The 12227-nt window shown below is 44.1% G+C and carries 16 protein-coding genes; 11 read left to right on the forward strand and 5 right to left on the reverse strand.

What is annotated here, in order from left to right:
• Positions 1 to 35 precede the first annotated feature (35 nt).
• The 5 genes from D2910_RS01945 to D2910_RS01965 all read left to right on the forward strand — a co-directional run bounded on the left by D2910_RS01945 (position 36) and on the right by D2910_RS01965 (position 5967).
• Positions 36 to 1793, forward strand: coding sequence for an ABC transporter transmembrane domain-containing protein (locus tag D2910_RS01945; RefSeq protein WP_117312219.1), 1758 nt, complete (start codon positions 36 to 38; stop codon positions 1791 to 1793).
• On the forward strand, positions 1790 to 3574 hold the full coding sequence (locus D2910_RS01950; protein WP_117312220.1) for an ABC transporter ATP-binding protein: 1785 nt from the start codon (positions 1790 to 1792) through the stop codon (positions 3572 to 3574). Before D2910_RS01945 ends, D2910_RS01950 begins: the two co-directional genes overlap by 4 nt.
• A gap of 28 nt (positions 3575 to 3602) precedes the next feature.
• Positions 3603 to 4043: a hypothetical protein gene (locus tag D2910_RS01955; protein WP_117312221.1), complete on the forward strand. Its 441-nt coding sequence runs from the start codon at positions 3603 to 3605 to the stop codon at positions 4041 to 4043.
• Positions 4044 to 4592: 549 nt separating this feature from the next.
• Positions 4593 to 5303, forward strand: a complete 711-nt coding sequence (locus tag D2910_RS01960; RefSeq protein ID WP_101803655.1) for a cytochrome c biogenesis CcdA family protein — start codon at positions 4593 to 4595, stop codon at positions 5301 to 5303.
• Between the two features lie 163 nt (positions 5304 to 5466).
• A complete protein-coding gene (locus tag D2910_RS01965; protein ID WP_084245972.1) occupies positions 5467 to 5967 on the forward strand; it encodes a CcdC family protein in 501 nt (166 codons plus the stop codon).
• 161 nt (positions 5968 to 6128) lie between these two features.
• Here the strand turns inward: D2910_RS01965 and D2910_RS01970 are convergent, their stop codons facing one another.
• A complete protein-coding gene (locus D2910_RS01970) occupies positions 6129 to 6563 on the reverse strand; it encodes a DUF2621 family protein (protein ID WP_084245970.1) in 435 nt (144 codons plus the stop codon).
• A gap of 120 nt (positions 6564 to 6683) precedes the next feature.
• Here D2910_RS01970 and D2910_RS01975 point away from each other — a divergent pair, with 120 nt between their 5' ends.
• From D2910_RS01975 to D2910_RS01990, 4 genes are all read left to right on the forward strand, one after another.
• A complete protein-coding gene (locus D2910_RS01975) occupies positions 6684 to 6902 on the forward strand; it encodes a DUF1659 domain-containing protein (protein ID WP_084245968.1) in 219 nt (72 codons plus the stop codon).
• Positions 6903 to 6924: 22 nt separating this feature from the next.
• The gene (locus tag D2910_RS01980) at positions 6925 to 7140 is read left to right on the forward strand and encodes a DUF2922 domain-containing protein (RefSeq protein ID WP_101803654.1); all 216 of its coding nucleotides are present in this window, start codon (positions 6925 to 6927) and stop codon (positions 7138 to 7140) included.
• Positions 7141 to 7204: 64 nt separating this feature from the next.
• Complete coding sequence (locus D2910_RS01985) at positions 7205 to 7330, forward strand: YvrJ family protein (RefSeq protein ID WP_084245964.1); 126 nt, start codon at positions 7205 to 7207, stop codon at positions 7328 to 7330.
• 95 nt (positions 7331 to 7425) lie between these two features.
• Positions 7426 to 7992: an SCO family protein gene (locus tag D2910_RS01990; RefSeq protein WP_240633532.1), complete on the forward strand. Its 567-nt coding sequence runs from the start codon at positions 7426 to 7428 to the stop codon at positions 7990 to 7992.
• A gap of 51 nt (positions 7993 to 8043) precedes the next feature.
• On the opposite strand, the gene mscL is transcribed toward D2910_RS01990, so the two are convergent.
• On the reverse strand, positions 8044 to 8427 hold the full coding sequence (gene mscL, locus D2910_RS01995; protein WP_084245962.1) for a large conductance mechanosensitive channel protein MscL: 384 nt from the start codon (positions 8425 to 8427) through the stop codon (positions 8044 to 8046).
• A gap of 120 nt (positions 8428 to 8547) precedes the next feature.
• Between mscL and D2910_RS02000 the strand changes: the two genes are divergently transcribed.
• A complete protein-coding gene (locus D2910_RS02000; RefSeq protein WP_117312222.1) occupies positions 8548 to 9195 on the forward strand; it encodes a lytic transglycosylase domain-containing protein in 648 nt (215 codons plus the stop codon).
• Positions 9196 to 9240: 45 nt separating this feature from the next.
• Here the strand turns inward: D2910_RS02000 and D2910_RS02005 are convergent, their stop codons facing one another.
• The 3 genes from D2910_RS02005 to D2910_RS02015 form a co-directional block, all read right to left on the reverse strand.
• Complete coding sequence (locus D2910_RS02005) at positions 9241 to 9507, reverse strand: GlsB/YeaQ/YmgE family stress response membrane protein (RefSeq protein WP_101803651.1); 267 nt, start codon at positions 9505 to 9507, stop codon at positions 9241 to 9243.
• A gap of 89 nt (positions 9508 to 9596) precedes the next feature.
• A complete protein-coding gene (locus tag D2910_RS02010; RefSeq protein WP_117312223.1) occupies positions 9597 to 10139 on the reverse strand; it encodes a cysteine hydrolase family protein in 543 nt (180 codons plus the stop codon).
• A gap of 320 nt (positions 10140 to 10459) precedes the next feature.
• On the reverse strand, positions 10460 to 11311 hold the full coding sequence (locus D2910_RS02015; protein WP_117312224.1) for a site-specific integrase: 852 nt from the start codon (positions 11309 to 11311) through the stop codon (positions 10460 to 10462).
• 318 nt (positions 11312 to 11629) lie between these two features.
• On the opposite strand from D2910_RS02015, the gene D2910_RS02020 reads away from it, so the two are divergent.
• On the forward strand, positions 11630 to 12130 hold the full coding sequence (locus D2910_RS02020; protein WP_117312225.1) for a DinB family protein: 501 nt from the start codon (positions 11630 to 11632) through the stop codon (positions 12128 to 12130).
• Positions 12131 to 12227 lie beyond the last annotated feature (97 nt).

Raw genomic sequence — 12227 nt, forward strand, 5'->3', positions numbered from 1 at the left:
TACATACATTAAATTACAGCAGGGAGAAGAATGGAATGCGCGTTTTTTTGGAATTGAGCTGGTTTTTTAAAGAAAGGAAGAAGCAATATGCTATCGGTATCTTTCTTTTGATGATCGTTGCCTTGCTTGGCGTACTGCCGCCGCGCATTATCGGATTTGTGGTTGATGAAATCAGCAAAGGCACATTGACGCCTGCCTACCTGATGAAATGGCTAGGAGTCCTTGCGGCGTCTGCATTGGTCATGTACGTACTTCGTTATGCATGGCGCTTAATGATTTTCGGTTCTTCGATCATTTTAGCGCGAAATTTGAGGCGGCAGCTGTTTCACCATTTTACTCAAATGTCTCCTTCGTTCTATCAGAAAAGACGGGTTGGGGACTTGATGGCTCATGCCACCAATGATTTACAGGCTGTTCAGATGACTGCCGGTGCAGGTGTCCTGACGCTGTTTGACTCGATCGCGACAGGCGGTTTTGTCATCGCGGCGATGGCCATTACAATCGATTGGAAACTGACTTTGATTGTCTTGATCCCATTGCCGTTGATGGCTTACATGACCAATTATTATGGCCGGCTGATGCATCTTCGTTTCCACGATGCACAGGCAGCTTTCTCAGGGTTGAATGATAAAACCCAGGAAAGCATTTCCGGCATGAAAGTGATTAAGACTTTCGGACAGGAAAAAGAGGACGTTGAAGATTTCCGGTCGCTTTCGAAGCAGGTAGTGGATGAAAACATCCGTGTCGCCAGAGTGGATTCTTTATTCGATCCGACAATTTCAGCTATTATCGGCGTCTGTTATTTTCTCGCGATCGGTTTCGGTTCTTACTTTGTAACCAACGGCGATATGTCGATTGGAGACTTGGTTGCATTCACTGCCTATTTGGGCCTGTTGGTATGGCCAATGCTGGCTTTTGGATGGTTATTCAATATAGTGGAGCGGGGACGGGCTTCATATGACCGGATCCGGCAATTGCTTGCGGAACCTGTCGATATTGACGACCGTAAAGGGGCGCTCGATATTCATCCTGAAGGCAATATCGTATTCGACCTTGAAGAATTCAAATTTACAGATGATGACCGGGCAGCTCTCCGGGATGTCCGTTTTACGCTGAAGCGGGGAGAAACTTTGGGGATTGTGGGCAAGACAGGCTCCGGAAAATCTGCCATTCTCCGTTTATTGCTGCGTGAATTTGAGAACTACAGCGGCGACATTCTTTTTGGCGGTCGTTCCATCAACGATTATAAAAAGAAAAAACTCAGGGAGGCAATCGGTTATGTGCCGCAGGATCATTTCCTGTTTTCGACAACAGTCGCCGGCAATATCGCATTCGCGAGACCGGACGCCACGGAAGAGGAAATCCACCAGGCGGCTCAGCTGGCGCATATCCATCAGGACATTTTGAATTTCACAGAAGGATATAATACAGTAGTCGGCGAACGTGGTGTTTCGTTATCCGGTGGACAAAAGCAGCGGATTTCGATTGCCCGTGCATTGATGATGAGGCCTGAATTGCTGATACTGGACGATTCGTTGTCCGCGGTTGACGCGAAAACGGAAGAAGCGATTTTAGAATCACTGAAGCGGACGCGGACAGGAGAAACGACAATCATCACATCCCACCGGCTCAGCGCCATCCAGCACGCCCATCAAATAGTAGTGATGGAAGCCGGTACAGTGGCGGAAATCGGTTCACATGATGAATTGATGAAGAAAAAAGGGATTTACTATGAAATGTATGAGTTGCAGCGGCTTGAAGCACTCGTCGAGCAGGGAGGCGAGACACAATGAATGAAAAACAAAAAGAACTGACCGGCAGGGACCAGTGGGTCGTATTCAAACGCCTGCTCGTTTACTTGATCCCCCATAAAAAGATGCTCTCTGTTGCCATGTTGCTGCTGATATTGACAGTACTTGGCGATGTACTCGGACCGTTGATCATCAAAACCTTCATCGATGGCTATCTGACTCCGGGTAATTTCCCGACAGGTCCGGTAACCGGCCTGGCGCTTAGCTACTTATTCATTCAGGTTTCAAACGTCATCATCAGTTATTTTCAATTGCTGAAATTCCAGGAAGCTGCCTTGAAAATCATTCAGCAGATGCGAATTGATGTCTTTTCAAAAGTGCAGAGCTTAGGCATGCGCTATTTTGACCGCACACCCGCTGGCGGCATCGTTTCCAGGGTCACCAATGACACAGAAGCGATCAAGGAAATGTTCGTCACTGTACTCATCGGTTTTATCCAGAGCATATTCTTAATTATCGGTGTTTACATTGCAATGTTCTTCCTGAATGTGCGACTGGCCCTCATTACATTGATCCTGCTGCCGATCCTGTTCTGGATCATGTATATCTACCGTAAATACAGTTCGATTTTCTATCAGGACCTGCGTGAAAGGCTTGGTCAGCTGAATGCTAAAATTTCCGAATCTGTCCAAGGGATGGGCATGATTCAGGCATTCAGCCAGGAAGGCAGGATGCAGGACGAATTCAATGAAATAAACGAAAAACATTGGAAAGCGGGTAAACGCAATATTAAAATCGATGGATTGCTGCTGCGTCCCGCGATCGATCTCGTTTACACACTCGCATTGATCATGCTGCTCAGCTATTTCGGCATCACTTCATTCAATTCGACGATTGAAGTAGGCGTCATTTATGCATTTGTGACCTATATAGACAGATTCTTCGAGCCGATCAACCAGGTGATGCAGCGGCTGTCCATTTTCCAGCAGGCGATTGTGGCTGCGTCGCGTGTCTTCGATTTATTGGATGAAACAGACGAAGCGCCTGCCCAAAAAGGAGCGGCAGCTGAAATTGCGGAAGGCCGCATTGAATTCAGGAATGTCAGCTTTTCCTATGACGGCAAAGCGGAAGTTTTGAAAAACATTTCATTTACTGCCGAGCCCGGACAGACGGTAGCGCTTGTCGGCCATACGGGGAGCGGAAAAAGTTCCATCATCAATTTGCTGATGCGGTTCTATGACTACGAAAATGGACATATCCTGATAGACGGAGTTGATGTAAAAGAATATCGCGCCAGTGAGTTAAGGAGAAAAATGGGGCTTGTCCTTCAGGATCCCTTCCTGTTTTATGGCACGATTGAAAGCAATATAAGGCTCTTTAACCAAGATATGCTGTTTTCAGAAATCAGGGCAGCCGCTGAATTTGTGCAGGCTGATAAATTCATTGCGCAATTACCGGATGGCTATGATCATAAAGTGACGGAGAGAGGGTCTACATTCTCGAGCGGACAGCGGCAGTTATTGGCTTTTGCCAGAACAATGGCGGCTGATCCGAAGATTCTGGTGCTGGATGAAGCGACGGCCAATATTGATACGGAAACAGAAGTCGCCATCCAGACGAGCCTGGAAAAAATGCGGAAAGGCCGCACAACCATTGCGATTGCCCATAGATTGAGCACGATACAGGACGCTGAACTGATTCTTGTGCTGCACCAAGGGGAAATTGTCGAACAGGGTACCCACCAGCAGCTGTTGGCAGCGCGCGGCCTCTATCATAAAATGTATCTGCTGCAAAATGGAATCGTGGAGAATGTCGGAAATTAAAAAGTCATTTTGATCAATGGAGGAGCCTATGAAGAAAATCATTCCGTTAGTGTTGCTGATGGTCTTTGTCTTTTGTGGTACTGCACACGCTTTGTCATGGGCATATCCATTTGTGGTTTGGGAAGGAAGACTTTATGAAGTAGCAGAAGAGGATCCGCTGCCTCAAAGTGCGATAGCTGGGCCAATAGGCAGAGTCGTGACCATGGCGGATGATATGTCAGGTGCATATTATGGCAACGCTTCGAACTATTACCCAATTGGCACTGTCTATTACGCAATTAAGGGAAGAGATCCCGCAGCAACGATTGCCGTGGAAGCGGAAGGCGAATATTTAAGAGCCGATTACCGACAAGAATCCATGTTTCGTTTCATGAATCTTCTATTGGACCAACGCATTCTAATGGGGATAATTCTAGCAATTATGACCTTGATTATTCTTTTTGCCAGACGAAAAGATCGACGGAATTGATATAGGCTCTGTTAAAGGCAGGAGGGAAAGGTGAAAACTTTTTCTTCCTGTTTTCCTTTATGAAAAAAGATAATATTAGCAATCGATATTGCGCAAAACAGCTTCGCTTTCCTGGGGGCTTGCAAAAACCCGTGCTCCTGCATCGCTGCGCTAGCTTCGTCGCAAAGAGCCGGCCTTGCAAGCTACGGCCAACTCTTAGCTAACTCGGCCTCGGTCCCCTTCGCCCGAGTGGATCTCAGCACTTCGCTCGAACCGGAGTTGGGTTCCAACTCCGGTTCTAATCCCCTGGGAGTCTCGCTGTTTTGCTCCATATCTCAGAATCGCTTCACTAGTTTCACAACATTAAAGATATGCGACAAATATGATTGAAGCCAATGATCTTCGCTCCTGTTTTTCTTTATATATAGAAGAAACAGCTTTTGACCAGATGGTTCTGTATAATTACCATTGCCACATTAAGCTCATTCACAAAGAGTTCACAGGCAAAAGGGCAGTTTTCTTTTGCTGAATTTGATAAGATGGGGAGAGTATAATGAAGGAGTGGAAACAGTGGCAAGTGACATTAATCTATTCCTGGCCTTCGGTGCAGGATTCCTCAGTTTCATTTCACCATGCACTTTGCCTTTATATCCGGCATTTTTATCTTATATTACAGGCATGTCGCTTGATGAAATTAAAAACGACAAGAAAGTCATGCAGCGCAGAGGCATGTTCCATACGCTTTTCTTCCTGCTCGGATTTTCAACCATTTTTATCGCACTCGGTTTCAGTACTTCATTCTTCTATGAATGGTTTGTCCGCTATGATGAATTGATCCGCCAAGTCGGCGCCATTTTCATTGTCATATTCGGTCTGATGATCGTCGGTGTGTTCCAGCCAAAATTCCTGATGGCAGATAAAAAGTTCTCATTTAAAAACCGCCCATCCGGTTTTCTTGGAACTTTCATCATTGGCCTGGCGTTTGCCGCGGGGTGGACACCATGTACCGGGCCCATTACAGCAGCCATTTACACGCTGGCTGCAGCGAATCCTGGTTCAGGTGTATGGTATATGCTCGCATATGTCCTCGGCTTTGCCATTCCGTTCTTTGTGCTGTCATTCTTCGTGACGCGCCTCGGCTGGCTGCGCAAGCATAATAACACGATTATGAAAGTCGGCGGATTCATCATGATTGCAATCGGAATTTTACTGTTCTTTGATGGAATGACTTATCTCATCCGTATCCTGAGCCCGATTTTCGGCGATTTCCAGGGCTTCTAATTGATCACAAAGCAGGTGACACCATTGAAAAATATCGATTACATGAATGAATACCGGCAAACATTCAACAGTGCAGCCTCTTATATGCTGTTTGCCAAAACAGAAAGTTGTCCCATATTCGAGAGGTTGCTTTCACAATATGAAGAGTTTAAGGAGGGATTGAATGTTTGATCAGATTCCTCCGGCAGTCTACTTGGCGATAACAACTGTTGGAGCGGTCTTTATGGGGGTTTTTGCAATCTTTGTAAGGTCGCGCTCAGCCAAGAAACCGGCTTCCGTGAAAAAAATTCTATTGCCGCCTTTATTTATGTCTACTGGCGCATTGATGTTCATTTTTCCTTTCTTCCGGGTTGCGCCTCCACAAATTGCCGAAGCGCTGGCCGCAGGCATCATTTTTTCGGTTGTGCTGATCTGGACATCCAAATTTGAGGAAAAAGAAGGAGAAATCTATTTAAAGCAATCGAAGGCATTCATCTTCATACTGATCGGATTATTACTGGTCCGGTTGCTCGCCAAAGTGATTCTCAGCTCTACGATTGATATCGGTGAACTCGCCGGTATGTTCTGGATACTGGCATTCGGAATGATCATTCCTTGGCGGATAGCTATGTATGTCCAATTTAAAAAACTTGCAGATAAAAACAAAAGCGCAGTACCCGGTTGATGGGTACTGCGTTTTTGTTTGCCGCTTTTCTATGTCTAGACTCCGGCGGCCCAGCTCTTCGGGTCGTAAGCCACTCTGGCTGTGCGGCTGGAAAAACGCCGCTTCGCCAGATCGTCTTACGCCTTTCAGAGCTTAACGGGCGCCGTCGCTTTTCTTTTTATTTATTTCTCAAAATAATTTTCATACGGAGCGACATCGATATTGAGTTCGTCCAGCTTTTTGCGCAAAAATTTATGGTCGCGTTTTGGAGTCGCCTGGATATAGCCCCTGATAATATGTTCGTGTTCCATTTTTGAAACTTTTTCTTCCAATAGAATCTGACCGATTCTGCCCGCTATCTTTTGTTTGGCAACTGGCCGAAACAAGTCAGGCACAGGCTGCACCAATTCATTCAATAATTCCTTTTCACGGTCTCCCCATAAATGGATGGTTTTGCCGACGTAATATTCTTCCCAATTCAAATCAGACAATCCGTCTTTTTTCGGAATGGACTTCAAAAATTTCCTGAACATAAAATAGCCGCCAATCGCAAATAAACCGACAAGGACCACTACCCAAAACAGGATGAACCATAAAAACCAACCTTCTAACGCCACTTTATTCACCTCAAACCTTCCGATATCTCCATTATAAGAGCAAAATAAAAAAAATTCATTAAAAATGTATCCCTTTTTGCCTTAACTGTCTATATAGCGGGTGAGAGGAGGTGAAACAAAATGGCAAACAGCAACTTCAAAAAGGCGAGCATCCGCCTGACATTTGATAATGGCTTTGATGCATTAGGCAAACCGAGGAAGAAAGTGAAAGCGTACCACAATGTATCCGATTTGGCATCAGCAACCGGGATTTTCGAATCAGCCCGCGTATTGACGGAATTCGGAAACAAACCGCTGATGGATTTGGAAAAGCAGTCTAGTCTTTCAATCTACGCATAATTACACTAAGGGGGAATAGGGAATGGCTAAAACATTGGAATTGATATTTGAAACTGGGGCAGGCAAAGACGTGGTGCTGTCTGTGGAAGAACCGCGAGAAGACCTGACGGCTCTGGAACTCGCGACTGGCATGCAGACCATCATTACGCAGAATATCTTTGAAGTTGAAGGGTCGCCATTCGCGATCGCCAAAGGTGCACGGGTAGTTGAACGGAACGTCGTCGACTACGAAGTTTAAGAACTGGAGCCCTCCTGAAATGGAGGGCTTTTTATCTTATTTTTGACAGGGAGGAGACAAACTAATGGAAGATTGGATGCGATTGATCCAGGAAGTGGGTTTTCCGATTTTTGTATCATTTTATCTGATGCACCGGGTTGAAACCAAGCTTGTGGCGATACATGAAGCGTTGATCGCCATCAGGCTGTGATTTCACAAATTCGTGACAATCAGTGCCGGATGTGAGTTGAATAGGCCGCTTTCTTCATTTAAGATGAAGGCAGTATGTTTTGTGGAGGCGGCACGATGAAAAAAATAATGGCATTCGGGATAGTCAGCCTGGTCTTGCTGCTGACAGCTTGCGGCAATTCTGCAATTGAAGATTTTTCGCACACCGACCAGCGTGGAGAAGAGCTATCACTCGAGAACCTGAAAGGGACTCCGTGGCTGTCCACTTTTGTATTCACCAATTGCACGACCGTTTGTCCACCCATGACTTTCAATATGGCGTCAATTCAGGAAGAATTGGCTGCACAGGGAATAGACCAATATAAAATTGTCGCTTTTTCAGTGGATCCCGCTGTGGATGATCCTGAAGTGTTGAATGATTATCTAAAAAAATTCAATGTACCCGATGAATCGAAATGGCATCTTCTGACCGGTTATTCCCAGGACTATATCGCTGAGTACGCTAAGGATAACTTCAAATCGTTTGTCAAAAACGATCCTTCCAGTGATCAGGTGGTGCACGGCACCAGTTTTTATCTGATGGATAAAAATGGCGAGGTCGCTAATAATTACGACGGTTATGGAGATGTACCGGTCGAAGAAATTGTTGAAGATTTAAAAGAGTTATTGGATGAAAGCGAATAGAATTGATATAAAAAAGACTCATTCCGACCGGGAATGAGTCTTTTGTGCATATCAAAGCTGTTGTTTTTTTAGCAAGTCCCGAATCTCGACGAGCAATTCTTCTTTCTTATCCAGTTCAGGTACAACTTCTTCAGCCGGCATCTCTTCTTTGCGCCGGAACTTCATAAATAGGCGGATGACCATGAAAATGGAAAAAGATATAATCAGGAAATCCAAAACAGACTGTAAAAACGCTCCATATTTAAGCGTGGCATCTCCGACTTTATACACTGCGTCAGCTATGCTGAAACCTCCCAGCAGCAGTCCAACTGCAGGCATGATCAAATCTTCCACCAGTGATGTCACGATCTTACCGAATGCAGCTCCGATCACAACAGCGATCGCTAAATCCAATACATTGCCTTTTAAAGCAAAAGCTTTAAAATCATTCCACATTTGCTTCACCTCCGTATAATACTTTACATTTGAAAATCGGGAAAAGATAGTACTTGTGGCGACAGAAATAAGGAGCTTTTTATGCTAAACTAGAGAAAATAAGCAGTTGGGCGTGAAGAAATGAAGAAGAAAAAAAGAAAACTGAAAAAAGGCGGCATCCTGAAGCTTCTTTTTCTGATCACGTTATTGCCAGCACTTTTGGTCAGTTTGACGTTATCAATAATCGTATATTATTTTTTCAATCCCGATACTGTAATGACTGCTTTAAAGGAAACGCCGAATTTATTCCGGGAAATGGAAGTTCCTGAAGAATATATACCTTTGTATAAAGAAACTGCGGAAGAATATGGCATCCCATGGACTTTGCTTGCAGCGCACCATCGGGTGGAAACCAGATTTTCTACGATGGATCCCTTATTGTCTCCTGTAGGCGCAGAAGGTCATATGCAGTTCATGCCGTGCACATTTGTAGGGTGGGGCCATCCGACCTGTTCAGGACTGGGCGAAGGGGACATACCCGAAGACGAAAAAACTGATCCGGTGATTATCGAGGCATTTGGTGGATATGGAATAGATGGGAACGACGACGGTGTGGCTGATCCATATGATCTGACGGATGCACTTTACAGCGCAGCAAATTATTTGGCGAAAAACGGGGCAGCGGATGGTGATTTGGAGAAAGCGATTTTCCAGTATAACCACAGCGATGAATATGTAGAGGACGTATTGCATTATTACAATTTGTATAATGAGGAATTTGCTGAATAGAAAAAAGAGCGGACATGGTGTCCGCTCTTTTTTTTACCGATTAAATTATGCGCGGTTGCGTCTGTTTCTACCCATTGAACCAAGGATCAGGCTCAATACGAATACAAGGATCAAAGCACCGATCAATGCAGGGATGATGAATACGCCCCAAATTTCAGGTCCCCAGTCTCCAAGCAACAGGCTTCCCAGCCATGCGCCGATAATACCTGCGATAATGTTGCCGATGATACCACCGGGTACATCTTTACCTAAAATAAGTCCTGCTAGCCAACCGATGATACCGCCCATGATTAAGAATAAAATGAATCCCATCGTGTTCCAACTCCTTTTTTAGTAGTTATGATTGCTACACTACTGATATAACCTCATTCGGGAAATTTAAAACATCGACTAGGAAAAATTTATAAAACCTGTGCGCCCAAGGTATTGGCAAAGTGCCTCAAAGTCCAGTTATGTCCTTCAGGGTCAAAGCTGGCCACCGCATCCTGATAAATTTTAATAGCAAATCCTTTATTATATGCATCCACTGCCGTGTGAAGGACGCAAATATCAGTGCATACGCCAACGATATGAAGTTCCTCAATTCTTCTTTCACGCAGGAGTATTTCAAGGTTGGTTCCGGCAAATGCACTATACCGGGTTTTATCCATCCACATTATTTTATCTTTATTTGCTTCGTACAGTGAATTCAATTGTCCATACAGATCTCTTCCTCCGGTTCCACGGATATTATGGGGAGGAAATAGTTTATGCTCAGGATGCAATGTATCGCCTTCTTCATGCAAGTCCACTGGAAAAACGATGAAATCATCATTCTCCAAAAATTTTTCTGTTAACTTGCATATAGCTCCTTCGATAGCCTGCCCCGGTTTACCGCAAGTCAATCTGCCGTCATCAGCCACAAAGTCCACTGTGTAATCCACAACCAGCAACGCTTTTTTCATATAAGTTCCTCCTGTCGGTAGTTTATTCTATTCAACCATATTGAACTGCAGATAGGAAAGATAAGTCTATTGATAATAGACTGAATATTCGGTATAATAAAAAGAAAAGGAAGGGTGAAACCGCATGCAATACGAAAATATTGAAAAATTGAACAGACAAGGGATGTGGTTTGTAATCATCCACACGGTGATTGTCTTCAATTTAGCGTTGAATTTCGGTTTCTTCTCCTAGGCAGACAGGCAGGTTTGAGACAAGAATCAATCATTAGCGAAGAAGCCGGCAAAGGATTTACCTTTGCCGGCTTCTTCGCTATGGTATTTTATTTCTTTAATCTTTGAAGGGAATCCTTAAGGATCCGGGAAGCCGAATCGAGGGATACTCCTAAAATTTCCTGTATTTCTTCCAGGTTTTTCTGTTCTTCCGAGTAAAGATAATGGACATATGCAAACCGGATATCACCCGAACGCATCGGCATGCCGATGAATGAGGAAAGGGCTTCTGTATAGTCGGAAAGGGACCCCATCTGGAACATCGTAAATTCATTATTCACTTTAGAGGATAGAAGATATGGAGTCCCCCTGAAAATGGCCCGTTCAATTCCCTCGAGCAGAACAGTAATTTCTTTTCCAGTAAAATCGATACGGCTCATATAGCCATCTTTCTTTTCAAAGGATAGTGTCAATTTATGTCCTTTATCTTCGAAATGGCTGATATCGATCGCAGCCATATCTCTCAGCCGAAGACCTCGCAAGTAGAGGATATATAAAATTTTCGCGTTCAGGGAAAGTTGTTCGGTTTCAAGGACCGCGTCTTTTTTTGCCAGCAGCTCCCCATAATTAAGGTGGATGTCCGGCGGAGTCAGATCAAGTTTCTCCGAGTATTTGAATTTCGGCATGAAATCGACCGGAATCCGGCCGATTCTCCACATATAATCGAACCATTGGCGTATAAAAATGATTTTCCTGTTCAATGTACTGTCTTTGATGCCGGTTTTACGTTGTTCATGTAGAAAGTTTTGTATGTCGGCCGGCCGTATTTCATGCGGTTCGACCGACTTCTTATAAGTTTTGGCCAGGAAAGCGAGAAGGGAATGGATCAATTGCACTTCATGGATCACAGTATTCGGGCTGATGCCGTTTTCCAAACGATATTTTTCGTAACCATAAGGCATTCTGCTCACCTCTGCGTCTTTATTTACTGAATATTATACCACAATCAGCACTGAAGCGAACGTACTTTCGTGTAGGCGAAAAGAGAATAGTATCACGGGTATATGAGAAGTTGAATCGCAGGAAGTTATTTAAAAAATAATTTTCCTTGAATATTTTGATACATAAGGGTATAGCATAAAGTTCAAAACAAGTCGACAAGAAAAAAATATTCGCTCATAATTATAAAGGAAATTCAAAACAAAAAGTTGGCGTTGACAGGGAAATAATAGGGTATGGAAAGAATAGCGCTGGCTACAAAAGCTGAAAGGGGAGAAAAAATGTTTAAAGAGAAGAACGAAGCGATTCGGCAGGATATTTTTAAAGCGGTGAAAGGGTTATCTGACGAGAAGCTGAACGAAAAGCCGGCAGAAGGGAAATGGTCGCCCATGCAAATACTGGACCATCTGCAGTTGATGGAAAATGTCATTGCCAGGAATATTTCGAAGGAGCTGGATCGGGGCAACAGCAAGAAAGCAATGAAAAAACCGATTCAGCTGACTGTCAGCAGAACCATAAAAGTGGATGCACCATCCTATACAGAACCATCGGAAGATTTCATCAGACTTGTGGATATGACAGAAAAATTGGCTTCCTCCCGGGCAAACTTGAATTCACTCTATGACAATGCTCCGGAAGAATTGCTGAAAAATAAATCCATGCCGCATCCTGTATTCGGCAATGTGCCTTTGGTCCAATGGTTTCCGTTTATCGGCCTACATGAAAAAAGACATTTAAAGCAGATGGAAAATACCTTAAGTGAATTGGATGGCAAACAATAACAGCTATTAGAAAAACTTATCACATTCCATAATTTTAATGTAATTTACTTATGCTTGGGATTTCGTTATGATGGTATAGGAGAAAAGAAGCTACTCA

It is taken from the genome of Planomicrobium okeanokoites (genome assembly GCF_003428875.1).
Taxonomy (GTDB): Bacteria; Bacillota; Bacilli; order Bacillales_A; family Planococcaceae; genus Planococcus; species Planococcus okeanokoites.

Excerpts from the sequence above, each read along its gene's own strand:
- D2910_RS01945 (WP_117312219.1), top strand. The coding sequence starts at position 36 with ATGCGCGTTTTTTTGGAATTGAGCTGGTTTTTTAAAGAAAGGAAGAAG.
- D2910_RS01950 (WP_117312220.1), top strand. The coding sequence starts at position 1,790 with ATGAATGAAAAACAAAAAGAACTGACCGGCAGGGACCAGTGGGTCGTA.
- D2910_RS01955 (WP_117312221.1), top strand. The coding sequence starts at position 3,603 with ATGAAGAAAATCATTCCGTTAGTGTTGCTGATGGTCTTTGTCTTTTGT.
- D2910_RS01965 (WP_084245972.1), top strand. The coding sequence starts at position 5,467 with ATGTTTGATCAGATTCCTCCGGCAGTCTACTTGGCGATAACAACTGTT.
- D2910_RS01975 (WP_084245968.1), top strand. The coding sequence starts at position 6,684 with ATGGCAAACAGCAACTTCAAAAAGGCGAGCATCCGCCTGACATTTGAT.
- D2910_RS01980 (WP_101803654.1), top strand. The coding sequence starts at position 6,925 with ATGGCTAAAACATTGGAATTGATATTTGAAACTGGGGCAGGCAAAGAC.
- D2910_RS01985 (WP_084245964.1), top strand. The coding sequence starts at position 7,205 with ATGGAAGATTGGATGCGATTGATCCAGGAAGTGGGTTTTCCGATTTTT.
- D2910_RS01990 (WP_240633532.1), top strand. The coding sequence starts at position 7,426 with ATGAAAAAAATAATGGCATTCGGGATAGTCAGCCTGGTCTTGCTGCTG.
- mscL (WP_084245962.1), bottom strand. The coding sequence starts at position 8,427 with ATGTGGAATGATTTTAAAGCTTTTGCTTTAAAAGGCAATGTATTGGAT.
- D2910_RS02000 (WP_117312222.1), top strand. The coding sequence starts at position 8,548 with ATGAAGAAGAAAAAAAGAAAACTGAAAAAAGGCGGCATCCTGAAGCTT.
- D2910_RS02005 (WP_101803651.1), bottom strand. The coding sequence starts at position 9,507 with ATGGGATTCATTTTATTCTTAATCATGGGCGGTATCATCGGTTGGCTA.
- D2910_RS02010 (WP_117312223.1), bottom strand. The coding sequence starts at position 10,139 with ATGAAAAAAGCGTTGCTGGTTGTGGATTACACAGTGGACTTTGTGGCT.
- D2910_RS02015 (WP_117312224.1), bottom strand. The coding sequence starts at position 11,311 with ATGCCTTATGGTTACGAAAAATATCGTTTGGAAAACGGCATCAGCCCG.
- D2910_RS02020 (WP_117312225.1), top strand. The coding sequence starts at position 11,630 with ATGTTTAAAGAGAAGAACGAAGCGATTCGGCAGGATATTTTTAAAGCG.